Below are 22,714 nucleotides of genomic sequence, written 5' to 3'. Positions count from 1 at the left end.
GACGAGAGGGCTCCGCCATGCAGATCACCACCACCGTCGTCACCCTGACCGTCGAGGACACCGCCGCCTCCGCCGCCTTCCTCCAGCGGCACTTCGGCTACACCGAGCAGATGTCCGCCGACGGCTTCGTCTCGCTCGGCCACCCGGGCGGCGGGGTCGACGTCGTCTACCTGCGCCGCGGCCTGGAGGTGCTGCCCGAGGACCAGCGGGACCGCACGGCGGACGGGGTGATCCTGGCCTTCACCGTCGAGGACCTCGCCGCGCAGGAGCGGCGGCTGCGCGAGGAGGGGGTGGAGATCACCATGGCGCTGCGCGAGGAGCCGTGGGGCGAGAAGCTGTTCCAGGTCGCCGACCCGAACGGGGTCGTGATCGAACTGGTCGAGTGGGCCGCCGCCGACAGCCAGCAGTAGGGGCCGGAACGTGCGTCGGCGCCCCCGCCCGGCGAGGGGCGGGGGCGCCGAGGGGCGCGGCGGAGCGGTCAGTCCACCGTCCAGGTGTCGCCGCCCGCCAACAGGGTCGCCAGGTCGCCCGGGCCGCGCTGGGCGACGGCGGTGGCCAGCTGGTCCTCCATCAGCTCGTCGTAGACCGGCCGGCGGACGTCCCGCAGCACGCCGATCGGCGTGTGGTGCAGGGTGTCCGCGTCGGCGATCCGGGAGAGCGCGAAGGCCGTCGCCGGGCCGGCCGCGTGGGCGTCGTGCACCAGGACGTCCGGCTCGTTCGAGGGCGTGACCGGCGCGACGAACAGTTCGCCGTCCGGGCCCCGGAAGACGCCGTCGGCCGCCTCCGCGCCGAACCGGATCGGCCGCCCGTGCTCCAGCCGGATCAGCGCCTCGTCCCGGGTGCCGGCGTCCTTGAGCACCTCGAAGGCGCCGTCGTTGAAGATGTTGCAGTTCTGGTAGATCTCCACCAGCGCGGTGCCCTCGTGCTCGGCCGCCGCCCGCAGCACCGACTGGAGGTGCTGGCGGTCCGAGTCGATGGTGCGGGCCACGAAGGAGGCCTCGGCGCCGATCGCCAGCGACAGCGGGTTGAACGGCGCGTCCAGCGAGCCCATCGGGGTGGACTTGGTGATCTTGCCGAGTTCGCTGGTCGGCGAGTACTGACCCTTGGTGAGGCCGTAGATCCGGTTGTTGAACAGCAGGATCTTCAGATTGACGTTCCGCCGCAGAGCGTGGATCAGGTGGTTGCCGCCGATCGACAGCGCGTCGCCGTCCCCGGTCACCACCCACACGCTCAGGTCCCGCCGGGAGGAGGCCAGCCCGGTCGCGATCGCCGGCGCCCGGCCGTGGATCGAGTGCACCCCGTAGGTGTTCATGTAGTACGGGAAGCGCGAGGAGCAGCCGATGCCGGAGACGAACACCGTGTTCTCGCGCCGGATGCCGAGCTCCGGCATGAAGGACTGCACCGCCGCCAGGATCGCGTAGTCCCCGCAGCCGGGGCACCAGCGCACCTCCTGGTCGGTCTTGAAGTCCCGGGCGCTCTGCGGGCCTTCGGACTTGGGCACCAGCTTCAGCGACGGGAAGCCACGCCCCTCGACGGTTCGCTCGCTCCGCTCACTCATCGGTGGTCCTCCTCGTCCAGGCTGCCGATCGCCGCCCACAGCACGTCCGCCAACTGCGCCGCCTTGAACGGCAGTCCGCGCACCTGGTTGTAGGACTCCGCGTCCACCAGGTACTTCGCCCGCAGCAGCAGCGCGAGCTGGCCCAGGTTCATCTCGGGCACGATGACCTTCTCGTAACTGCGCAGCACCGCACCCAGGTTGGCCGGGAACGGGTTGAGGTTGCGCAGGTGCGCCTGGGCGACCTCGCCGCCGTCCGCGCGCACCCGGCGCACCGCCGCCGTGATCGGGCCGTAGGTCGAGCCCCAGCCGAGCACCAGCACCCGGGCGTCGCCGGTCGGGTCGTCGACCTCCACCGGCTTGACGGTGATCCCGTCCACCTTGGCCTGCCGGGTGCGCACCATCAGGTCGTGGTTGGCCGGGTCGTAGGAGATGTTCCCGGTGCCGTCCTGCTTCTCGATGCCGCCGATCCGGTGCTCCAGCCCGGCCGTGCCGGGCACCGCCCAGGGCCGGGCCAGGGTGTGCGGGTCCCGCAGGTACGGCCAGAAGGCGCCGTCCTCGCGGTTCGGGGCGGTGGCGAACGCCGGGTCGATCTCCGGCAGTTCACCGACCTCCGGGATCCGCCAGGGCTCCGAGCCGTTCGCCAGGTAGCCGTCCGAGAGCAGGAACACCGGGGTGCGGTAGGTCACCGCGATCCGGGCCGCCTCCAGGGCCGCGTCGAAGCACTCGGCGGGCGTGGCCGGGGCGACGATCGGCACCGGTGCCTCGCCGTTGCGGCCGAACATCGCCTGCAGCAGGTCCGCCTGCTCGGTCTTGGTCGGCAGCCCGGTTGACGGGCCGCCGCGCTGGATGTCCACCACCAGCAGCGGCAGTTCCAGCGAGACCGCCAGGCCGATCGTCTCCGACTTGAGCGCCACGCCCGGCCCGGAGGTGGTCGTCACGCCCAGTGCTCCGCCGAAGGCCGCGCCGAGCGCCGCGCCGATGCCGGCGATCTCGTCCTCGGCCTGGAAGGTGCGCACCCCGAAGTCCTTGTGCCGGCTCAGCTCGTGCAGGATGTCCGAGGCCGGGGTGATGGGGTACGAGCCCAGGTACAGCGGCAGGCCGGAGCGCTGCGCGGCGGCGATCAGCCCGTAGGACAGCGCCAGGTTGCCGGAGATGTTGCGGTAGCGCCCGGCCGGGAGCCGGGCCGGCGGCACCTCGTAGGAGACCGCGAAGGACTCGGTGGTCTCGCCGAAGTTCCAGCCCGCCCGGAAGGCGCTGATGTTCGCCTCGGCGATCTGCGGCTTCTTGGCGAACTTGCCGCGCAGGAAGGTCTCGGTGCCGTGGGTGGGCCGGTGGTACATCCAGGACAGCAGCCCCAGGGCGAACATGTTCTTCGCCCGCTCGGCGTCCTTGCGGGCCAGCCCGCTGTCCTTGAGCGCCTCCAGGGTCAGCGCGGTGAGCGGCACCCGGTGCAGGTGGAAGCCGTCCAGAGAGCCGTCGCCGAGCGGGTCCGCGGCGTAACCCACCTTCGCCAGCGCCCGCTTGGTGAACTCGTCGGTGTTGACGATGATCTCCGCGCCGCGCGGCAGGTCCGGCAGGTTCGCCTTCAGGGCCGCCGGGTTCATCGCCACCAGCACGTTCGGGGCGTCGCCCGGGGTGAGGATGTCGTGGTCGGCGAAGTGCAGTTGGAAGGACGAGACGCCGGGCAGGGTACCGGCGGGGGCCCGGATCTCGGCCGGGAAGTTCGGCAGCGTGGAGAGGTCGTTGCCGAACGCGGCCGTCTCCGAGGTGAAGCGGTCGCCGGTGAGCTGCATGCCGTCACCGGAGTCGCCGGCGAACCTGATGATCACCCGGTCGAGTCTGCGGATGGGCTTGGCCCGCCGCTCCGGTGGGCCGTCCGGGGCGTGCGCGCCGACGGGCCCGGTCGCTCCGGGGTGTCCGGCATCGTCACCGGTACGACCCTCGTCGCCGTCCGATCCGTCCACTGCCTCTGACTGATCGACCTGACTGGTCACTGCCGCGGACCTCCTCGTGGGCGCACCACCGCGGGCGCGGCCCCGTGCCCCGTCCGCCTGGTGCACCGCTCGCATCCTATGCGCGCGAACTCGGCCGAGGCCGGAACTCCGGCAGGTTTCACCCGCCCATGCCGGTACCTCTCCTCCGCACAACATCCGGCCGCCGGAGATCATTCCGCACACGCCCGAACGGGCCGCGCCCGGGCCTCGGCGGGCCGGCCCGGGCGGCGGGCCTCAGGAGTCGGCGGGCCTCAGGAGTTGAGGTAGGTGAGCACCGCCAGCACCCGGCGGTGGTCCTCCGGGCTCTGCGCCAGGCCGAGCTTGAGGAAGATGTTGCTGACGTGCTTCTCCACCGCGCCGTCCGAGACCACCAGCTGCTTGGCCACCGCCGCGTTGGTGCGCCCCTCCGCCATCGCCGCGAGCACCTCCCGCTCACGCGGCGTGAGGTTGGCCAGGACGTCGCCCTTGCGGCTGCGGCTGAGCAACTGCTGCACCACCTCCGGGTCCAGCGCGGTGCCGCCGTCGGCGACCCGCAGCACCGCGTCGGCGAACTCGCGCACCTCGGCGACCCGGTCCTTCAGCAGGTAGCCCACGCCCCGGGTGGAGCCGGCCAGCAGCTCGGAGGCGTACCGCTCCTCCACGAACTGCGACAGCACCAGCACGCCCAGCCGGGGGTAGCGTCCGCGCAGCTCCACGCAGGCGCGCAGGCCCTCGTCGGTGTGGGTCGGCGGCATCCGCACGTCCGAGACCACCACGTCCGGCAGGGCGTCGGAGGCCGCCAGGTCGTGGATGGTCTTCACCAGGGCGGCGCCGTCCCCGACCCCGGCCACGACTTCCAGGCCGCGGTCGGTGAGCAGCCGGGTCAGACCTTCCCGCAGCAGTACGGAGTCCTCGGCGATGACGACGCGACGCATGGTGACCTTCCGGGCAGGCGTGAGCTGACGGGTGCCAGTCTCCCCCATCCCGGCGGGGCGCCGGGGCGGTAGCGACGGATCGCCCCCGGTGTAAGCCCCCGCGTCACACGGCGCGGATGGCCACCGCGTCACATGGTGCGGATGGCCACCGCGTCGCAGAGCCCGTCCAGGGCCGCCTTCGCCGCGCAGTCCGGCAGCGGGGCCAGCAGCGCCCGGGCCTCCTCGGCGTGCCGCAGGGTCTCCCGGCGGGCGCGCTCCAACGCCGGGTGGGCGCGCAGCAGGCGCAGCGCCTCGGCGTGCAGGTCGTCGTCGGAGAGGTCCTGGGTGAGCAGTTCGCGCAGCCGGCTGTCGTCCGGGTCGGACGGGTCGGCGGGCATCTGCTCCAGCAGCAGGGTCGGCAGGGTCGGCACGCCCTCGCGCAGGTCGGTGCCGGGGGTCTTGCCGGACTCGTGGCCGTCGCTGGCGATGTCCAGCACGTCGTCGGCCAGCTGGAAGGCGATGCCGATCCGCTCGCCGAACTCGCCGAGGGTCTCCACCAGGTCCGGTGCGGCGCCGGCCATCAGCGCTCCTATCCGGCAGGAGACGGCGATCAGCGATCCGGTCTTGCCCGCGAGCACGTCCAGGTAGTGCAGCAGCGGGTCCATCTCCGGGCCGGGGCCGCGGGTCTCCAGGATCTGGCCGGTGACCAGCCGCTCGAAGGCCTCGGCCTGCATCCGCACCGCCTCCGGGCCGAGGTCGGCCAGCACCTGGGAGGCCCGGGAGAACAGGAAGTCGCCGGTGAGGATGGCCACCGAGTTGTCCCAGCGCGAGTTGGCGCTCTCCGCGCCGCGCCGCACCGGGGCCTCGTCCATCACGTCGTCGTGGTACAGCGTGGCCAGGTGGGTCAGCTCGACGACCACCGCGGCCGGCACCACACCGGGCGCCCCCGGGTCGCCGAACTGGGCGGCCAGCAGCAGGAGCAGCGGACGGAAGCGCTTGCCGCCGGCCTCGATCAGGTGGCTGGCGGTGACGGTGATGAACGGGACGTCGCTCTTGACGGCCTCGGAGAGCGCCGCCTCCACCGCGTCCAGTCCGGCCTGGACGTCCCGGGTCAGGTCGCGGTCCTGCACGCTGAGCCCGAAGGGTCCCACGACGGTCACGAAGACCACTCCTCTGTCCCTGGTCGATCTAGCGGCCTGGTCCCTGAGTGCCGCCGCTGGCCATACAGGCAGGGTATCCGGTCACGAGTGGATCACTGCACGGGCGTGCGGATCCTGTCATGCCCGAACCGGAAGGCCTGGTCAGAGGGGCTCCGCGGGCAAAGCGGCGGTGGGGGCGAATTCCACTGGAAACAAAGGCGGGAGATCGGCCCGGACTTCCGGACCGACCTCCGGCGAACCGACCGGCGCCGACCGGCGCGCGCATCAGCGCACCGGTCGGCGCGTCGATCAGCGCACCGATCGGCAGGCGGATCCGCCGGCCGATCAGTACGCGGATCAGTAGGCGGATCAGTAGGCGAACAGCGAGGCCTTGGACGCGAGGTCCAGGAAGTACTGCGGCAGCAGGCCCAGGCCCAGCGTGACCAGCACCCCCACCCCGATCGCGGTCGCCGTGAAGGCGCTCGGGATCGCCACCGTCGGGCCGCCCGGCTTCGGGTCGGAGAAGAACATCAGCACGATCACCCGGATGTAGAAGAACGCGGCCACCGCCGAACTCAGCACACCGACGATCACCAGCGGCATCGCCCCGCCGGCCGCCGCCGCCTGGAACACCGCGAACTTCCCGGTGAAACCGGAGGTCAGCGGAATCCCGGCGAAGGCCAGCAGGAACAGCGCGAACACCGCCGCCACCAGCGGCGAGCGCCGCCCCAGCCCGGCCCAGCTGGACAGGTGGGTCGCCTCTCCCTTGGAGTCGCGCACCAGGGTGACCACGGCGAAGGCGCCGAGCGTCACGAAGGAGTACGCCGCCAGGTAGAACAGCACCGAGGACAGGCCCTGCTTGTTGACGGCGATCACCCCGGTCAGGATGAACCCGGCGTGCGCGACCGAGGAGTACGCCAGCAGCCGCTTGACGTCCTGCTGGGTCACCGCCAGCACCGCGCCCACCACCATGGTCAGGATCGCCACCCCCCACAGCACCGGCCGCCAGTCCAGCCGCAGGCCCGGGAAGGCCACGTAGAACAGCCGCAGGAGCGCGCCGAACGCCGCCACCTTGGTGGCCGAGGCCATGAAGCCGGTCACCGGGGTCGGCGCGCCCTGGTAGACGTCCGGGGTCCAGGAGTGGAACGGCACCGCGCCGACCTTGAACAGCAGGCCCACCGCCAGCATCGCCAGGCCGGTCAGCAGCAGCACGTCGCTCCTGGTGCTGCTCAGCAGCGCCGGGGTGGTCATCGCCTTGCCGGAGATGACGTCCGCGATGTCGCCGAGCTTCACGCTGCCGGCGTAGCCGTACAGCAGCGCCGTGCCGAACAGGAAGAACGCCGACGCGAAGGCGCCCAGCAGGAAGTACTTGACCGCCGCCTCCTGGGAGAGCAGCCGGCGGCGCCGGGCCAGCGCGCAGAGCAGGTACAGCGGGAGGGAGAAGACCTCCAGCGCCACGAACATGGTCAGCAGGTCGTTGGCGGCCGGGAAGAGCAGCATCCCGCCGACCGCGAACATGGTCAGCGGGAAGACCTCGGTGGTGGTGAAGCCGGCCCGGACCGCGGCCCGCTCCTGCTCCCCGCCGGGAGTGGCGGCGGCCTGGGCGGCGAAGGCGTCGGCGGGCAGGCCGCCGGCCTTGGGCTCCAGCCTGCGCTCCGCGTAGGTGAGCACCGCCACCACGGCGGCCAGCAGGATCACGCCCTGGAGGAACAGCGCCGGGCCGTCCAGCGCGACCGACTCCATGGCCAGCAGGTCGACCCGCGGCGCGCCGTGGCCCTGCGTGGCCAGCACCACCACGGCGGCGAAGGCACCGGCCAGCGCGACCAGGGCCAGGGTGACCTGGGTCCAGTGCCGCAGCCGGCGCGGGACGAAGGCCTCGACCAGGACGCCGGCCACGGCGGCGCCGAACACCACCAGCATCGGGGAGAGTTGGCCGTACTCGAGGTGCGGGGCCGGGATGCTCGGGGTGTTGCCGCCGGCCGCGGCGAGCACTGCGCTGGCACTCACTTCTGCTCACCTCCTGAGGTGGCGGCGACCGGGTGGGCCGGCGCCGGGTCGGTCCGGTGGACCTGCGAGAGTGTCGCGTCCACCGAGGGGTTCACCAGGTCGGTGAGCGGCTTGGGGTAAACGCCGAGCAGGATCGTCAGCGCCACCAGCGGCGCCACCACGGCGAGTTCGCGGACCTTGAGGTCGGGCATCGCGCGCACGCCCTCCTTCACCGGGCCGGTCATGGTGCGCTGGTACAGCAGCAGGGCGTACAGCGCGGCCAGCACGATGCCGAAGGTGGCGACGATCCCGATCGCCGGGTAGCGGGTGAAGGTGCCCACCAGCACCAGGAACTCGCTGACGAACGGGGCAAGCCCGGGCAGCGACAGGGTGGCCAGGCTGCCGATCAGGAACGTCCCGGCGAGCACCGGGGCGACCTTCTGCACGCCGCCGTAGTCGGCGATCAGCCGCGAGCCGCGGCGGGAGATCAGGAAGCCGGCCACCAGCATCCACGCGGCGGTGGAGAGGCCGTGGTTGACCATGTAGAGGGTCGCGCCGCTCTGCCCCTGGCTGGTCATGGCGAAGATGCCCATGATGATGAAGCCGAAGTGCGAGATCGAGGCGTAGGCGACCAGCCGCTTGATGTCCTTCTGGCCGACCGCCAGCAGCGCGCCGTAGACGATCCCGATCAGCGACAGGACCAGGATCGCCGGGGCGAAGGTCTTCGAGGCGTCCGGGAACAGCCCGAGGCAGAAGCGCAGCATCGCGAAGGTGCCGACCTTGTCCACCACGGCGGTGATCAGCACGGCGGTGCCCGCCGTCGCCTCGCCCATCGCGTTCGGCAGCCAGGTGTGCAGCGGCCACAGCGGGGCCTTCACCGCGAAGGCGAAGAAGAAGCCCAGGAACAGCGCGTTCTGGGCGGTGCCGGACAGCTTCAGGCTGCCGTCGGCGACCGCGGTGGTGAGGGTCCGCAGGTCGAAGGTGCCCAGGCCCTGGTCCTGGGCGATCACGTACAGGCCGATCACGGCGGCCAGCATCACCAGGCCGCCGAGCAGGTTGTACAGCAGGAACTTGACGGCCGCGTAGGAGCGCTGGCGCGCCGACTCGGGGCCGCCGGCCCGGTCGCCGAAGCCGCCGATCAGGAAGTACATCGGGATCAGCATGGCTTCGAAGAACACGTAGAACAGGAAGACGTCGGTGGCGTAGAAGGAGACGATCACCATCGCCTCCACCGCCAGGATCAGGGCGAAGAAGGCCTGGGTGCGGCGCCCCCCTTCGAACGTGGCAGCCTCGAAGGTGCCGTCGGGGCCCGGCGCGGCCGGGTCGGCGTCGTACCAGGAGGCCAGCATCACCATCGGCACCAGGACGGCCGTCAGCAGGGCCAGCACCGCGCCGATGCCGTCCACGCCGAGCGAGAAGGTGATGCCGAAGGAGCGGATCCAGTTGTACGACTCGGTCAGCTGGTAGCGGGCGCCGTGCGGGTCGAACCGCAGCGCCACCACCGCTGCCAGCACCAGGGTGACGGCCGAGACGCCCAGCGCGACGGCCTTGGTGGTGCGCCGCCGGGCCTCGTTCGAGCCGGCCGGAAGCGCGGCGGTCAGCACCGCACCGGCCGCCGGGACGGCGCAGGTGACGGTCAGCAGCGTGCTCATGCCCCCACCCCTCGACGTGTTTCCCCGCCCCGAGCCGAAGGGCGCGCCGGTGCCGAGAGCGACGAGCGACCAGCGAGCGACGAGGGAGGGAGCGCCGGAGCGTGGGGGCACCTCCCGGCCGCCAGGCCGGGGGAGAGTGTCGGCGCCGGGACAGGGCGCCCGGAGGCGAGCGGGCGAGTGACTGTCATCACACGGACCTCATCAGGAGAGTCGAGGCGACCAGCACCAGCGTGCCGCCGAACATGGAGAGCGCGTACGAGCGGACGAAGCCGTTCTGGACCCGCCGCAGCCGGCCGGACAAGCCCCCGATGAGGGCGGCCAGGCCGTTGACGAACCCGTCCAGGCCGCGGCTGTCGAAGTAGACCAGGGTCGCGGTGAGCGCCGAGCCCGGCCGCACCAGCACGGCGTGGTTGAAGTCGTCCTGCAGCAGGTCGCGGCGGGCGGCCCGGGTGAGCGGGGAGCCGACCGGCGGCACCACCGGGACGGGCGAGCGCCCGTACATCACGTACGACAGGCCGACGCCGGCCAGCATGCAGACGGTGGTCAGCCCGGTGACGGTCCAGGTGCCGAGCGGGGAGTTGCCCTCGCTGTGGTGGGTGACCGGCTCCAGCCACTTCAGGAAGGAGTCGTGGAAGGCGAACAGTGCCCCCGCGAACACCGAGCCGAAGGAGAGCAGGACCATCGGGATCACCATGGTCTTCGGCGACTCGTGCGGGTGCGGGAGGTTGCCCTCGTCGTCGGGCTGCCAGCGCTTCTCGCCGAAGAAGGTCAGCAGCATCACCCGGGTCATGTAGAACGCGGTGACGGCCGCGCCGACCAGCGCGCACAGGCCGAGGATCCAGCCCTCGGTGCCGCCCTTGGCGAAGGCCGCCTCGATGATCTTGTCCTTGGAGAAGAAGCCGGACAGGCCCGGGAAGCCGATGATGGCGAGGTAACCGAGGCCGAAGGTGACGAAGGTCCACGGCATGGACCGCCACAGGCCGCCGTAGCGACGCATGTTCACCTCGTCGTTCATGCCGTGCATGACCGACCCGGCGCCGAGGAACAGCCCGGCCTTGAAGAAGCCGTGGGTCACCAGGTGCATGATCGCGAAGGCGTAGCCGATCGGGCCGAGCCCGGCCGCCATCACCATGTAGCCGATCTGCGACATGGTCGAACCGGCCAGCGCCTTCTTGATGTCGTCCTTGGCACAACCGACGATCGCACCGAACAGCAGCGTCACCGCACCGACCACCACCACGGCGGTCTGCGCGTCCGGCGCCAGGTCGAAGATCGCCGAGGAGCGGGTGATCAGGTAGACCCCGGCCGTCACCATGGTGGCCGCGTGGATCAGGGCCGAGACCGGGGTCGGGCCCTCCATCGCGTCCCCGAGCCAGGACTGCAGCGGCACCTGCGCCGACTTGCCGCAGGCGGCCAGCAGCAGCATCAGGCCGATCGCCGTCAGCTTGCCCTCGCTCGCCTGGTGCGCCCCGTCGAAGACCGGGGTGAAGGCGAAGGAGCCGAACTCGGCGAACATCAGCATGATCGCGATCGACAGGCCCATGTCGCCGACCCGGTTGACGATGAAGGCCTTCTTCGCCGCCGTCGCCGCGCTCGGCTTGTGCTGCCAGAAGCCGATCAGCAGGTACGAGGCGAGCCCCACACCCTCCCAACCGGCGTACAGCAGCAGGTAGTTGTCCGCCACCACCAGCAGCAGCATGGCGGCCAGGAACAGGTTCAGGTACGCGAAGAAGCGGCGCCGGCGCTCGTCGTGCGCCATGTAGCCCACCGAGTACAGGTGGATCAGCGTGCCGACACCCGTGATCAACAGCACGAAGGTCATCGACAGCTGGTCGAGCCGGAACGAGACGTCGGCCTGGAAGGCGTTCACCGATACCCAGCTGAACAGGTGCTTCGTCACCGCCCGGTGCTCGGCGTCCCGGCCCAGCATGTCCGAGAACAGCGCCAGGCCGAAGCCGAACGAGAGCGCGGCGAGCGCGGTGGCCAGCCAGTGGCCGAACCGGTCGAGGGTCCGGCCGCCCAGGAGCAGCAGGGCGGCACCGGCCAGCGGGGCCGCCACCAGCAGCGGAATGAGAGAGTTCACCGAAGGTCCTCCGCCTACAGCTTCATCAGGTTGCTGTCGTCGACCGAAGCGGAGTGCCTGGTCCGGAAGATGGCGACGATGATGGCGAGGCCGACCACGACCTCCGCCGCCGCGACCACCATCGTGAAGAACGCGATGATCTGGCCGTCCAAGGTCCCGTGCAGCCGGGAGAAGGTCACCAGCGCCAGGTTCGAGGCGTTCAGCATCAGCTCCACGCACATGAACAGCACGATCGCGTTGCGCCGGATCAGCACCCCGGAGGCGCCGATGGTGAACAACAGGGCAGACAGATAGAGGTAGTTGACCGGGTTCACTGAGCGTCCTCCTCGCCGGCCTCGTGGTTGGGCACCGGCTCCAGGGACTTGCGCGGAGCCGCCACCGCCGGCCGCTCCGAGGACGGACGGCCCAGCCAGTCCGCCGTGCTGTTCTCCAGCTCCGCCATCCGCTGGAGCATCGCCTGGCTGACGTCCCGGACCTGGCCGCGCTCGCGCAGCGTCGCCATCACCGAGTCCTCGGCGATCGTGCCGTCCGGCAGCAGCGCCGGGACGTCCACCGCGTTGTGCCGCGCGAACACGCCCGGGGCCGGCAGCGGCGGCACCTGGAGGTTGTCCCGCACCCGCTGCTCCGCCAGCTCGCGCTGGGTCTTCGGCGCCTTCACGTGCTCCCGGTGCGTCAGCACCATCGCGCCGATCGCCGCGGTGATCAGCAGCGCTCCGGTGACCTCGAAGGCCCACACGTACCGGGTGAAGATCAGCCGGGCCAGGCCCGGCACATTGCCCTCGGCGTTCGCCTCGGCCAGCCCGGTGAAGTGGCCCAGCCTCGCATCGGCGATCCCCGCGATCAGCAGCACCCCGAAGCCCAGCCCGCACAGCACCGCCGCGAACCGCTGCCCCTTCAGCTGCTCCTTCAGGGAGTCCTCGCCGGTCACGCCGACCAGCATCACCACGAACAGGAACAGCATCATGATCGCGCCGGTGTACACCACGATCTGCACCACGCCCAGGAAGACCGCGCCCTGCGCCATGTAACAGACCGCCAGCGCCAGCATCGTCGCCGCCAGGCACAGCGCGCTGTGCACCGCCTTGCGCATCAGCAGCATGCCCAGCGCGCCACCGACCGCGATCACCGCGAGCACCCAGAACTGGACGGCCTCACCCGTGGAGGTCGTCCCGCTCGCCGCCGCCAGCTGTGCGATCACTGCCGCACCTCCTTGTCCCGGTCGGTGCGCTCCTGCTGGACCGTCCCCGGCGCCGCCGCGGTGATCTCGCCCCGGTAGTACGCGCCCTCGTCGGTGCCCGGGAAGATCTCGTGCGGGGTGTCCACCATGCCCTCGGACAGGCCCACCAGCAGCTGCTCCTTGGTGAAGATCAGGTCCTTGCGGGAGGAGTCGGCCAGCTCGTACTCATTGGTCATGGTCAGCGCCCTGGTCGGGCACGCCTCGATGCACAGCCCGCACAGGATGCAGCGGGCGTAGTTGATCTGGTACACCGCGCCGTAGCGCTCACCCGGCGAGTAGCGCTCCTCGTCCCGGTTGTCCGCGCCCTCCACGTAGATCGCGTCGGCCGGGCAGGCCCACGCGCACAACTCGCAGCCGACGCACTTCTCCAGGCCGTCCGGATGCCGGTTCAGCTGGTGGCGGCCGTGGAAACGCGGAGCGGTGGGCTTCTTCTGCTCCGGGTACTGCTCGGTGAGCCGCTTCTTGAACATGGCCTTGAAGGTCACGCCGAAGCCGGCGGCCGGACCGAGGATCGACGGCCGGTCGGCCCGCTCGGGCCGGCCCGTCTGGTCGGACGACATCGCGGATCAGCTCCCTTCGGAATGGTCGGCCCCGTTGAGGGCGTCCTGGAGTTGCTTCGGGGCGCGGCTCGGCCGGCGCGGCACCGGCGGGAGCACCTGACCGGGCAGCGGCGGCACCGGGTACCCGCCCGCCATCGGGTCGAACTCCGCGTTGGGGGGCGGCTGTTCTTCGACCGGCTGCTTCCTCAGGAAGTCCCGGACCAGCGCCAGCAGCAGGATCGCGCCGACCGGCGCCCCGACGTACAGCACCACCGAACCGGAGCCGTACCCCTCGTTGCGCAGCGCCCGCACGCTCGCGATCAGCACCAGCCAGACCAGCGAGACCGGGATCAGCACCTTCCAGCCCAGCTTCATGAACTGGTCGTAGCGCAGCCGCGGCAGGGTGCCGCGCAGCCAGATGAAGAAGAACAGCAGCAGCTGGATCTTCAGCGTGATCCACAGCATCGGCCACCAGCCGTGGTTGGCGCCCTCCCAGAACGTGGACACCGGCCACGGGGCCCGCCAGCCGCCCAGGAACAGGGTCGAGGCCACCGCCGAGACCGTCACCATGTTGACGTACTCGGCCAGCATGAACATCGCGAACTTCAGCGAGGAGTACTCGGTGTTGAAGCCGCCCACCAGCTCGCCCTCGGCCTCCGGGAGGTCGAACGGCGCCCGGTTGGTCTCACCGACCATCGCGATGATGTACACGATGAACGACACCGGCAGCAGCACCGCGAACCACCTCGGCTGCTGGTTCGCCACGATCTCCGAGGTCGACATCGACCCCGAGTAGATGAACACCGCCGCGAAGGACAGACCCATCGCGATCTCGTAGCTGATCATCTGCGCGGACGAGCGCAGCCCGCCCAGCAGCGGGTACGTCGAACCCGACGACCACCCCGCCAGCACGATGCCGTAGATGCCCACCGAGGCCGTCGCCAGCACGTACAGCAGCGCCACCGGGAAGTCCGTCAGCTGCAGCGGCGTCCGGGTGCCGAAGATCGACACCTCGTTGCCGGGCGGACCGAACGGGATCACCGCGAAGGCCATGAACGCCGGGATCGCGCAGACGATCGGGGCCAGGATGTAGACCGCCTTGTCCGCGCCCTTGACCACCAGGTCTTCCTTCAGCGCCAGCTTCACGCCGTCCGCCAGCGACTGCAGCAGACCCCACGGCCCGTGCCGGTTCGGCCCGATGCGCAACTGCATCCAGGCCACCACCTTGCGCTCCCAGACGATCGCGACCAGCACCGTCAGCAGCAGGAACGCGAAGCAGAACACCGCCTTCAACAGCACCAGCCACCACGGGTCCTGGCCGAAGAAGTGCAGCGTCTCGTACGGCTTCGGAGTCATCGGACCTCCCCTTCCCGGTCCCCGCCCCCGACGACGACCGGCGCGAGCTCCGCCGCCGCGATCGTCACCAGGTGGCCGACGGTCGTACCGAGCGCGCGGTGGGCACCGCCCGGCGTGGAGTTGAGCGGGATCCAGACCGTGCGGTCCGGGATCGACTCGGTGACCTCCAGCGGCAGCGTCAGCGAACCGGCCGGACCGGTCAGCCGCAGCGCCCCCGCCGCACCGGCGTCGACCTCCTTCGCGGTGGCCGCCGACACCCGGGCCACCGCCCGGTGCCGCGTCCCCGCCAGATGCGGATCGCCGTCCTGCAGCGAGCCCTCGTCCAGCAGCAGCCGCCAACCCGCCAGCACCGCCTGGCCGGTGGCCGGCCGCGGCAACACCCCCGGGTGCGCCGCCGGATCCGCCGCACGGTCACCCCGCCACGGCTCGAAGCGGTCCAGCTCCAGCCGGGCCGCCCGCACGTCCGCCAGGCCCAGCCGGTGACCCAGCGCGTCCGCCAGCATCGCCAGCACCCGCAGGTCCGACTGCAGATGACGTCCCATCTGCTGGTCCGGCTTCAGCGCGGCCTCGAACATCCGCACCCGGCCCTCCCAGTCCAGGAAGGTGCCCGCCTTCTCCGCCACCGCCGCCACCGGCAGCACCACGTCGGCCCGCTCGGTCACCGCCGACGGCCGCAGCTCCAGCGACACCACGAACGGCACCGCCGCCAGCGCCTCACCGGCCAGCGCCGGATCCGGCAGGTCGTCCGGATCCACCCCGCCGACCAGCAGCGCGTCCAGATCGCCCCGCGCCGCCGCGGTCAGGATCTGGCCGGTGTCCCGCCCCGGACGCGACGGCAGCTCCGCCACCCCCCACACCGCGGCCGCCTCCGCCCGCGCCGCCGCGGCCGCCACCGGACGGCCGCCCGGCAGCAGCCCCGGCAGCGCACCCGCCTCCACCGCGCCGCGCTCCCCCGCCCGGCGCGGCACCCAGGCCAGCGCGGCCCCGGTCGCGTGCGCCAGCCGCAGCACCGCCGTCAACGCGCCCGGCACCGACGCCAGCCGCTCACCCGCCAGGATCACCGCACCCGGCTGCCGCAACAGCTCGGCCGCCCGCCCGGCGTCGTCGTTCAACGGCTCGTCCGCCGCCAGCGCCGCGAACCACTCCGGCTCGGTGCCCGGAGCCGCCGGCAGCAGCGCACCGCGCAGCTTCGCCAGCCCCCGGGAGGCGAACGCCGCCACCGAGAACACCTTCAGGCCACCCGCCCGGCTCGCACCTCCACGGCTGGCTTTGCGCAGCCGCAGGAAGACGATCGGCGACTCCTCCTCCGGCTCCAGGCCCGCCAGCAGCACCACCGGAGCCTGCTCCAGCCGCTCGTAGCTCAGGCCCGTGCCGTCCACGTCCACCCCGCGCCCGGCGACCGCCGCGGCCAGGAAGTCCGCCTCCTCACCGCTGTGCGGCCGGGCCCGGAAGTCCACGTCATTGGTGCCCAGCACCACCCGGGCGAACTTCGCGTACGCGTACGCGTCCTCCACCGTCACCCGGCCGCCGGCCAGCACCCCCGTACGGGCCCCGCGCAGCCCCTGCGCCGCCCGGGCCAGCGCCTCCGGCCAGGACACCGGCACCAGCTCGCCGTCCACCCGCACCAGCGGGGCGGTCAGCCGGTCCCGCTGCTGGGCGTAGCGGAACGCGAACCGGCCCTTGTCGCAGTTCCACTCCTCGTTCACCGCCGGATCCTCGCCCGCCAGCCGGCGCAGCACCTTGCCCCGCCGGTGGTCGGTCCGCTGGGCGCAGCCCGCCGCGCAGTGCTCGCACACGCTCGGCGAGGACACCAGGTCGAAGGGGCGCGAGCGGAAACGATAAGCCGCCGAGGTCAGCGCGCCCACCGGGCAGATCTGGATGGTGTTCCCGGAGAAGTACGACTCGAAGTCGTCCCCCTCCCCGGTACCCACCTGCTGGAGCGCCCCGCGCTCCACCAGGTCGATGAACGGGTCCCCGGCGATCTGCTGGGAGAACCGGGTACAGCGCGCGCACAGCACGCAGCGCTCCCGGTCCAGCAGCACCTGGCTGCTGATCGGCAGCGGCTTCGGGTAGGTGCGCTTCAACCCCTCGAAGCGGGAGTCCGCGTCCCCCGTGGACATCGCCTGGTTCTGCAGCGGGCACTCGCCGCCCTTGTCGCAGACCGGGCAGTCCAGCGGGTGGTTGATCAGCAGCAGCTCCATCACGCCGCGCTGCGCCTTCTCGGCCACCGGCGAACTCACCTGGGTGCGCACCACCATGCCCTCGGCGACCGGGATGGTGCAGGAGGCGACCGGCTTGCGCTGGCCCTCGACCTCCACGATGCACTGCCGGCACGCGCCGGCCGGATCCAGCAGCGGATGGTCGCAGAAGCGCGGGATCTGGGTGCCGATCGTCTCGGCGGCCCGGATCACCAAGGTGCCCTTGGGGACCTTCACTTCGACGCCGTCGATGGTGAGCGTGACCAGTTCTACCGCGGCTCCGTCGTTCATGGAGGCGGTCGGCTCGGTGATCGTCACGCGTGCACCTCCCTCTCGGTGGCGGACTGGTGGCCGGGGCGGGGGCCGTCGGCCCAGACGGTGGAGGCGGCCGGGTCGAACGGGCAGCGGCGCTCGGCCAGGTGCTGCTCGTACTCGGCGCGGAAGTGCTGGAGCGAGGAGACGATCGGGCTCGCCGCGCCGTCGCCCAGCGCGCAGAAGGACTTGCCGTTGATGTTGTCGGCGATGTCGAGGAGCTTCTCCAGGTCACCCTCGACGCCGCCGCCCGCCTCGATCCGCTTCAGCAGCTGGACCAGCCAGTAGGTGCCCTCCCGGCAGGGGGTGCACTTGCCGCAGGACTCGTGGGCGTAGAACTCCGTCCAGCGGGTCACCGCCCGCACCACGCAGGTGGTCTCGTCGAAGACCTGCAGCGCCTTGGTGCCCAGCATCGAACCGGCCGCGCCGACGCCCTCGTAGTCCAGCGGGACGTCCAGGTGCTCGTCGGTGAACATCGGGGTGGAGGAACCCCCCGGCGTCCAGAACTTCAGCCGGTGCCCGGCCCGGACGCCGCCGCTGAGGTCCAGCAGCTGGCGCAGCGTGACGCCCAGCGGGGCCTCGTACTGGCCCGGGTTGGTGACGTGGCCGGAGAGCGAGTACAGCGTGAAGCCCGGGGACTTCTCGGTGCCCAGGCCCTTGAACCACTCCTTGCCCCGGGCCAGGATCGGCGGCACCGAGGCGATCGACTCGACGTTGTTGACCACCGTCGGGCAGGCGTACAGGCCGGCGATCGCCGGGAACGGGGGCCGCAGCCTCGGCTGGCCGCGCCGGCCCTCCAGCGAGTCCAGCAGCGCCGTCTCCTCGCCGCAGATGTACGCGCCGGCGCCGGCGTGCACGGTGATGTCCAGGTTCACCCCGGAGCCCAGGATGTTCCGGCCCAACAGCCCCGCCTCGTACGCCTCGGCGACCGCCGCGTGCAGCCGGCGCAGCACCGGGACGACCTCGCCGCGCAGGTAGATGAAGGCGTGGTCGCACCGGATCGCGTAGGAGGCGATCACCATGCCCTCGATCAGCGAGTGCGGGTTGGCGAACAGCAGCGGGATGTCCTTGCAGGTGCCCGGCTCGGACTCGTCCGCGTTGACCACCAGGTAGTGCGGCTTGCCGTCGTTCTGCGGGATGAACTGCCACTTCATCCCGGTCGGGAAGCCGGCGCCGCCGCGGCCGCGCAGCCCGGAGTCCTTGACCAGGGCGATCACGTCGTCCGGGGGCATCGCGAGGGCCGCCTTGAGGCCCTCGTAGCCGTGGTGGCGGCGGTAGGTGGCCAGCGTCCAGGGGCGACTGTCGTCCCAGGAGTCGGACAGGACGGGGGTGAGCAGCTTCTCGGCCGGCTCGGCGGAGGTCATCACGCTTCGGTCCCTTCCTGGCCGCCGGCCTTGCCCTCTTGGCCGGGCTCGTCGTGGCGAGGTTCGTCGTGACGGGGGGCCTCGTGGCGGGGGGCGACCACCTTGGTGCCGCCGGTGCCGGGCAGGGCCTCGCCGCGGGCCAGCCGCAGGCCGGCCAGCGAGGGGGCGCCGCCGGCACCGGACTCGTCGTTGGCGCCGGGGCGCTCGTCCGGGAAACCGGCCAGGATCCGGGCGGTCTCCTTGAAGCCGCACAGCCGGGCGCCGCGGGTGGGCCGCACCTCGCGGCCGGCCCGCAGGTCGTCGACCAGCCGCCGGGCGCTCTGCGGGGTCTGGTCGTCGAAGAACTCCCAGTTGACCATCACCACGGGGGCGTAGTCGCAGGCGGCGTTGCACTCGATGTGCTCGATCGAGATCTCGCCGTCCTCGGTGGTCTCGTTGTTGCCGATGCCCAGGTGCTCCTGCAGCTCGGCGAAGATCTGGTCGCCGCCGAGCACCGCGCACAAGGTGTTGGTGCACACCCCGACGTGGTACTTCCCGGCCGGTCGCCGCCGGTACATCGTGTAGAAGGTGGCGACGGCGGTGACCTCTGCGGTGGTGAGGTCCAACTGCTCGGCGCAGAAACGGATCCCGGTCGGGCTGACGAAGCCCTCCTCGGCCTGCACCAGGTGCAGCAGCGGCAGCAGCGCCGAACGGGCCTGGGGGTAGCGGCCGATCAGCTCGGCGGCGTCCGCGGCCAGCCGGGCGCGCACCTCCTCCGGGTAGGGCGGGGCCGGCAGCGCCGGCAGTCCGAGTTCGACGTTGGTCACCGGTCCACGCCTCCCATCACCGGGTCGATCCCGGCCACCGCGACGATCACGTCGGCCACCTGGCCGCCCTCGCACATCGCCGCCATCGTCTGCAGATTGGTGAACGACGGATCCCGGAAGTGGACCCGGTACGGGCGCGTCCCGCCGTCGCTGACCACGTGCACGCCCAGCTCGCCCTTGGGCGACTCGACCGCCGCGTACGCCTGCCCCACCGGGACCCGGAAGCCCTCGGTGACCAGCTTGAAGTGGTGGATCAGGGCCTCCATCGAGGTGCCCATGATCTTGCGGATGTGGTCGAGCGAGTTGCCCATCCCGTCCGGACCGACGGCCAGTTGGGCCGGCCAGGCGATCTTCTTGTCGGCCACCATCACCGGGCCCGGACGCAGCCGGTCCAGGCACTGCTCGACGATCCGCAGCGACTGCTTCATCTCCTCCAGGCGGATCAGGAAGCGGCCGTAGGAGTCGGCGGTGTCGGCGGTCGCGACCTCGAAGTCGTAGTCCTGGTAACCGCAGTACGGGTCGGTCTTGCGCAGGTCGTGCGGCAGGCCGGCGGCGCGCAGGATCGGTCCGGTGGCGCCGAGGGCCAGGCAGCCGGCCAGGTCCAGGAAGCCGACGTCGACCAGGCGGGCCTTGAACACCGGGTTGCCGGTGGCGAGTTTGTCGTACTCGTGCATCCGGGAACGGAAGGTGCGCACCGCCTCCCGGATCTGGTCCACCGCGCCGGGCGGCAGGTCCTGGGCGAGGCCGCCGGGGCGTACGTACGCGTGGTTCATCCGCAGGCCGGTGACCAGCTCGAAGACGTCCAGGATCAGCTCGCGGTCCCGGAAGCCGTAGATCATCAGGGTGGTGGAGCCGATCTCCATGCCACCGGTCGCCAGACAGACCAGGTGCGAGGCGATCCGGTTGAGCTCCATCATCATCACCCGGATGACGTCGGCCCGCTCCGGGACGTCGTCGGTGATGCCGAGCAGCTTCTCGACCGCCAGGCAGTAGGCGGTCTCGTTGAACAGCGGGGTCAGGTAGTCCATGCGGGTCACGAAGGTGGTGCCCTGGACCCAGCTGCGGAACTCCATGTTCTTCTCGATGCCGGTGTGGAGGTAGCCGATGCCGCAGCGGGCCTCCTTCACCGTCTCGCCGTCGATCTCCAGGATCAGCCGCAACACCCCGTGGGTGGACGGGTGCTGGGGGCCCATGTTGACGATGACGCGCTCGTCGTCCGCCCGGCCGAGCGCCTCGACCACCTCGCCCCAGTCGCCGCCGGTGACGGTGAAGACCCGGCCCTCGGTGGTGTCGCGGGCCTGCGCCTCCTCGGTCCCGTCCTGGGACTGGGCCTGGGCGCCTTCGTAGTGCTGAGTGCTCATCAGCTGTACGACCTCCGCTGGTCGGGTGCCGGGATCTGGGCGCCCTTGTACTCGACGGGGATGCCGCCGAGCGGGTAGTCCTTGCGCTGCGGGTGGCCCAGCCAGTCGTCCGGCATCATGATCCGGGTGAGCGCCGGGTGGCCGTCGAAGACCAGGCCGAAGAAGTCGTAGGCCTCGCGCTCGTGCCAGTCGTTGGTCGGGTAGACGCTCACCACCGAGGGGATGCGCGGGTCGGCGTCCGGCGCGGTGACCTCCAGCCGGATCAGCCGGCCGTGGGTGATCGAGCGCAGGTGGTAGACCGCGTGCAGCTCACGGCCCTTGTCGCCGGGGTAGTGCACGCCGCTGACGCCCAGGCACAGTTCGAAGCGCAGCGCCGGGTCGTCGCGCAGGATCCGCACCGCCTTCAGCAGGTGGGCGCGGTCGAGCTGGAAGGTCAGCTCGCCGCGGTCGACCACGGTCTTCTCGACGACCTCGGCCGGGTCCAGGCCCTGCTCCTCCAGAGCGCCCTCGAACTCGTCGGCGACCTCGTCGAACCAGCCGCCGTACGGGCGTTCGCTCGGGCCGGGCAGCACGATCGGGGCGGCCAGACCGCCGAAGCCGGAGGTGTCGCCGGTGCCCTGGGCGCCGAACATGCCCTGGCGGCGGCCGACCACCTCGACCGGGATCTCGCGGACCGGCTGCTCGCGGCGGGTCTCGGGTACCTGCTCGTTCATCGCAGCTGCCCCCGCATCTCGCTGACCGGGGTGGCCTTGAGGGCGAGCGCCTCGCCGAGCTCCTCGGCCCGACGCCGGTTCACGCCCAGCGGCTCGTGCTGGATCTTGTCGTGCAGCTTCAGGATGGCGTCCATCAGCATCTCCGGACGGGGCGGGCAACCGGGCAGGTAGATGTCCACCGGCACGATGTGGTCGACGCCCTGGACGATCGCGTAGTTGTTGAACATCCCGCCGGAGGAGGCGCAGACGCCCATCGAGATGACCCACTTCGGGTTGGCCATCTGGTCGTACACCTGGCGCAGCACCGGGGCCATCTTCTGACTCACCCGGCCCGCCACGATCATCAGATCGGCCTGCCGGGGGGAGCCCCGGAAGACCTCCATCCCGAACCGGGCCAGGTCGTAACGGCCGGCACCGGTGGTCATCATCTCGATCGCGCAGCAGGCCAGACCGAAGGTGGCCGGGAAGAGTGACGCCTTGCGCACCCAACCGGCGGCCGTCTCCACGGTCGTGAGCAGAAAGCCGCTCGGCAGCTTCTCCTCGATTCCCATCAGATCCCTCTCAATGCCCTCAAGTCCTGTGGTACGTCCGGCGGTACGCCCGGGAGCGCCCGACGGCGCCCCGGGGAACGTCCGGCCCGTTCGAGTTTGTCCACTCGTTCACAAGGGGCGGCGGCACCGCCCCCGACTCAGTCCCACTCCAGGCCGCCGCGGCGCCAGACGTAGGCGTACGCGACGAAGACGGTGGCGATGAACAGGAGCATCTCGACCAGCCCGAAGATCCCCAGGGAGTCGAAGGTCACCGCCCAGGGGTAGAGGAAGACGATCTCGATGTCGAAGACGATGAAGAGCATCGCCGTCAGGTAGTACTTGATCGGGAACCGACCGCCGCCCACGGGCTGCGGGGTCGGCTCGATGCCGCACTCGTACGCCTCCAACTTGGCCCGGTTGTAGCGCTTGGGGCCGGTGAGTGAGGCCATCACGACGGAACCGACCGCGAACGCCGCCGCGATGGCACCGAGTACGAGGATCGGCGCGTAGGCATTCATAGCCTCCGCTCCCTCCGTCCAGTCGTCCTTGACTGCAGATCGGAACCGGCGGGTCACGCTGTGGTGAACCCGCGTTCCAGTTCCCGGGATCCACCTCATGTGAGGCAGTTCACAAAGCCTGGAACGAGCGCATCCTATGCCCGGTGGCTTGTGATCTGCGACACGCAGTTCATCGCCATCTTTGTGATCTACGACACCATGTGAATGGTGGCGAATGTGAACATGCCCAGAGTTGTCAACGCAAAGGAGTCAAATGGTCACAAGCAGTCGCATCTATCTTTGAAGCGGCTGGTCAGGGGCGCGTTTCTATATCAACTATGCTCCGGGGATAGCAAATTTCTGGGCGCCATGTTGACGTGTTATAGGGGCTCACTCGGAGGGGTGGTGGGGGGATGAACGCTTGCTTGACCCTTTGTTCACAAGCGCGCGAACTCGTCGTGGGGTCCCCCTCCCCCTCCCCCTCCCCGCCCGCCGC

19 protein-coding genes are annotated in these 22,714 nt (G+C 71.1%); 1 reads left to right on the top strand and 18 read right to left on the bottom strand.

Annotated elements, in window-relative coordinates:
* Positions 1-17: 17 nt before the first annotated feature.
* Positions 18-410 (top strand): VOC family protein, encoded by a 393-nt coding sequence (locus ACFWIS_RS24240; RefSeq protein ID WP_380457005.1) that lies wholly within the window; start codon positions 18-20, stop codon positions 408-410.
* A 68-nt stretch (positions 411-478) separates the two neighbouring features.
* On the opposite strand, the gene ACFWIS_RS24235 is transcribed toward ACFWIS_RS24240, so the two are convergent.
* The 18 genes from ACFWIS_RS24235 to ACFWIS_RS24150 form a co-directional block, all read right to left on the bottom strand.
* The gene (locus ACFWIS_RS24235) at positions 479-1,558 is read right to left on the bottom strand and encodes a 2-oxoacid:ferredoxin oxidoreductase subunit beta (RefSeq protein WP_380457007.1); all 1,080 of its coding nucleotides are present in this window, start codon (positions 1,556-1,558) and stop codon (positions 479-481) included.
* The gene (locus ACFWIS_RS24230) at positions 1,555-3,522 is read right to left on the bottom strand and encodes a 2-oxoacid:acceptor oxidoreductase subunit alpha (RefSeq protein WP_380457037.1); all 1,968 of its coding nucleotides are present in this window, start codon (positions 3,520-3,522) and stop codon (positions 1,555-1,557) included. Before ACFWIS_RS24230 ends, ACFWIS_RS24235 begins: the two co-directional genes overlap by 4 nt.
* A 281-nt stretch (positions 3,523-3,803) precedes the next feature.
* A complete protein-coding gene (locus ACFWIS_RS24225; RefSeq protein WP_380457009.1) occupies positions 3,804-4,466 on the bottom strand; it encodes a LuxR C-terminal-related transcriptional regulator in 663 nt (220 codons plus the stop codon).
* Positions 4,467-4,594: 128 nt separating this feature from the next.
* Positions 4,595-5,605 carry a polyprenyl synthetase family protein gene (locus tag ACFWIS_RS24220; protein ID WP_380457011.1) on the bottom strand — a complete coding sequence of 337 codons (1,011 nt, stop codon included), beginning with the start codon at positions 5,603-5,605 and terminating at the stop codon, positions 4,595-4,597.
* A 348-nt stretch (positions 5,606-5,953) separates the two neighbouring features.
* The gene (gene nuoN / locus ACFWIS_RS24215; protein ID WP_380457013.1) at positions 5,954-7,591 is read right to left on the bottom strand and encodes an NADH-quinone oxidoreductase subunit NuoN; all 1,638 of its coding nucleotides are present in this window, start codon (positions 7,589-7,591) and stop codon (positions 5,954-5,956) included.
* Complete coding sequence (locus ACFWIS_RS24210; RefSeq protein WP_380457015.1) at positions 7,588-9,222, bottom strand: NADH-quinone oxidoreductase subunit M; 1,635 nt, start codon at positions 9,220-9,222, stop codon at positions 7,588-7,590. The genes nuoN and ACFWIS_RS24210 overlap by 4 nt, the downstream gene beginning before the upstream one ends.
* Positions 9,223-9,409: 187 nt before the next feature.
* Complete coding sequence (gene nuoL / locus ACFWIS_RS24205) at positions 9,410-11,305, bottom strand: NADH-quinone oxidoreductase subunit L (protein ID WP_380457017.1); 1,896 nt, start codon at positions 11,303-11,305, stop codon at positions 9,410-9,412.
* 14 nt (positions 11,306-11,319) lie between these two features.
* Positions 11,320-11,619, bottom strand: coding sequence for an NADH-quinone oxidoreductase subunit NuoK (nuoK, locus tag ACFWIS_RS24200; protein ID WP_380457019.1), 300 nt, complete (start codon positions 11,617-11,619; stop codon positions 11,320-11,322).
* Positions 11,616-12,500, bottom strand: coding sequence for an NADH-quinone oxidoreductase subunit J (locus ACFWIS_RS24195; RefSeq protein ID WP_380457039.1), 885 nt, complete (start codon positions 12,498-12,500; stop codon positions 11,616-11,618). The genes nuoK and ACFWIS_RS24195 overlap by 4 nt, the downstream gene beginning before the upstream one ends.
* Positions 12,500-13,102, bottom strand: coding sequence for an NADH-quinone oxidoreductase subunit NuoI (gene nuoI, locus ACFWIS_RS24190; protein WP_380457021.1), 603 nt, complete (start codon positions 13,100-13,102; stop codon positions 12,500-12,502). The genes ACFWIS_RS24195 and nuoI overlap by 1 nt, the downstream gene beginning before the upstream one ends.
* Before the next feature lie 6 nt (positions 13,103-13,108).
* Complete coding sequence (gene nuoH / locus ACFWIS_RS24185) at positions 13,109-14,437, bottom strand: NADH-quinone oxidoreductase subunit NuoH (protein ID WP_380457023.1); 1,329 nt, start codon at positions 14,435-14,437, stop codon at positions 13,109-13,111.
* Positions 14,434-16,926, bottom strand: coding sequence for an NADH-quinone oxidoreductase subunit G (locus ACFWIS_RS24180; protein ID WP_380457041.1), 2,493 nt, complete (start codon positions 16,924-16,926; stop codon positions 14,434-14,436). Before ACFWIS_RS24180 ends, nuoH begins: the two co-directional genes overlap by 4 nt.
* Before the next feature lie 23 nt (positions 16,927-16,949).
* On the bottom strand, positions 16,950-18,311 hold the full coding sequence (gene nuoF / locus ACFWIS_RS24175) for an NADH-quinone oxidoreductase subunit NuoF (protein ID WP_380457025.1): 1,362 nt from the start codon (positions 18,309-18,311) through the stop codon (positions 16,950-16,952).
* Positions 18,311-19,117 (bottom strand): NADH-quinone oxidoreductase subunit NuoE, encoded by an 807-nt coding sequence (nuoE, locus tag ACFWIS_RS24170; protein WP_380457027.1) that lies wholly within the window; start codon positions 19,115-19,117, stop codon positions 18,311-18,313. Before nuoE ends, nuoF begins: the two co-directional genes overlap by 1 nt.
* Entirely contained in the window at positions 19,114-20,478 is a 1,365-nt protein-coding gene (locus ACFWIS_RS24165; RefSeq protein WP_380457029.1) for an NADH-quinone oxidoreductase subunit D, read from the bottom strand. The genes nuoE and ACFWIS_RS24165 overlap by 4 nt, the downstream gene beginning before the upstream one ends.
* A complete protein-coding gene (locus tag ACFWIS_RS24160; protein WP_380457031.1) occupies positions 20,478-21,191 on the bottom strand; it encodes an NADH-quinone oxidoreductase subunit C in 714 nt (237 codons plus the stop codon). The genes ACFWIS_RS24165 and ACFWIS_RS24160 overlap by 1 nt, the downstream gene beginning before the upstream one ends.
* A complete protein-coding gene (locus ACFWIS_RS24155) occupies positions 21,188-21,742 on the bottom strand; it encodes an NADH-quinone oxidoreductase subunit B family protein (RefSeq protein ID WP_030286559.1) in 555 nt (184 codons plus the stop codon). The genes ACFWIS_RS24160 and ACFWIS_RS24155 overlap by 4 nt, the downstream gene beginning before the upstream one ends.
* Positions 21,743-21,879: 137 nt before the next feature.
* Positions 21,880-22,239: an NADH-quinone oxidoreductase subunit A gene (locus ACFWIS_RS24150; RefSeq protein WP_188306789.1), complete on the bottom strand. Its 360-nt coding sequence runs from the start codon at positions 22,237-22,239 to the stop codon at positions 21,880-21,882.
* Between the last annotated feature and the right edge of the window lie 475 nt (positions 22,240-22,714).

The sequence above is a fragment of the Kitasatospora sp. NPDC127060 genome (assembly GCF_042724935.1).
Taxonomy (GTDB): domain Bacteria; phylum Actinomycetota; class Actinomycetes; order Streptomycetales; family Streptomycetaceae; genus Kitasatospora.
The sequence above is the reverse complement of the archived record's forward strand: the minus strand, read 5'-3'. Positions and strand labels throughout refer to the sequence as shown.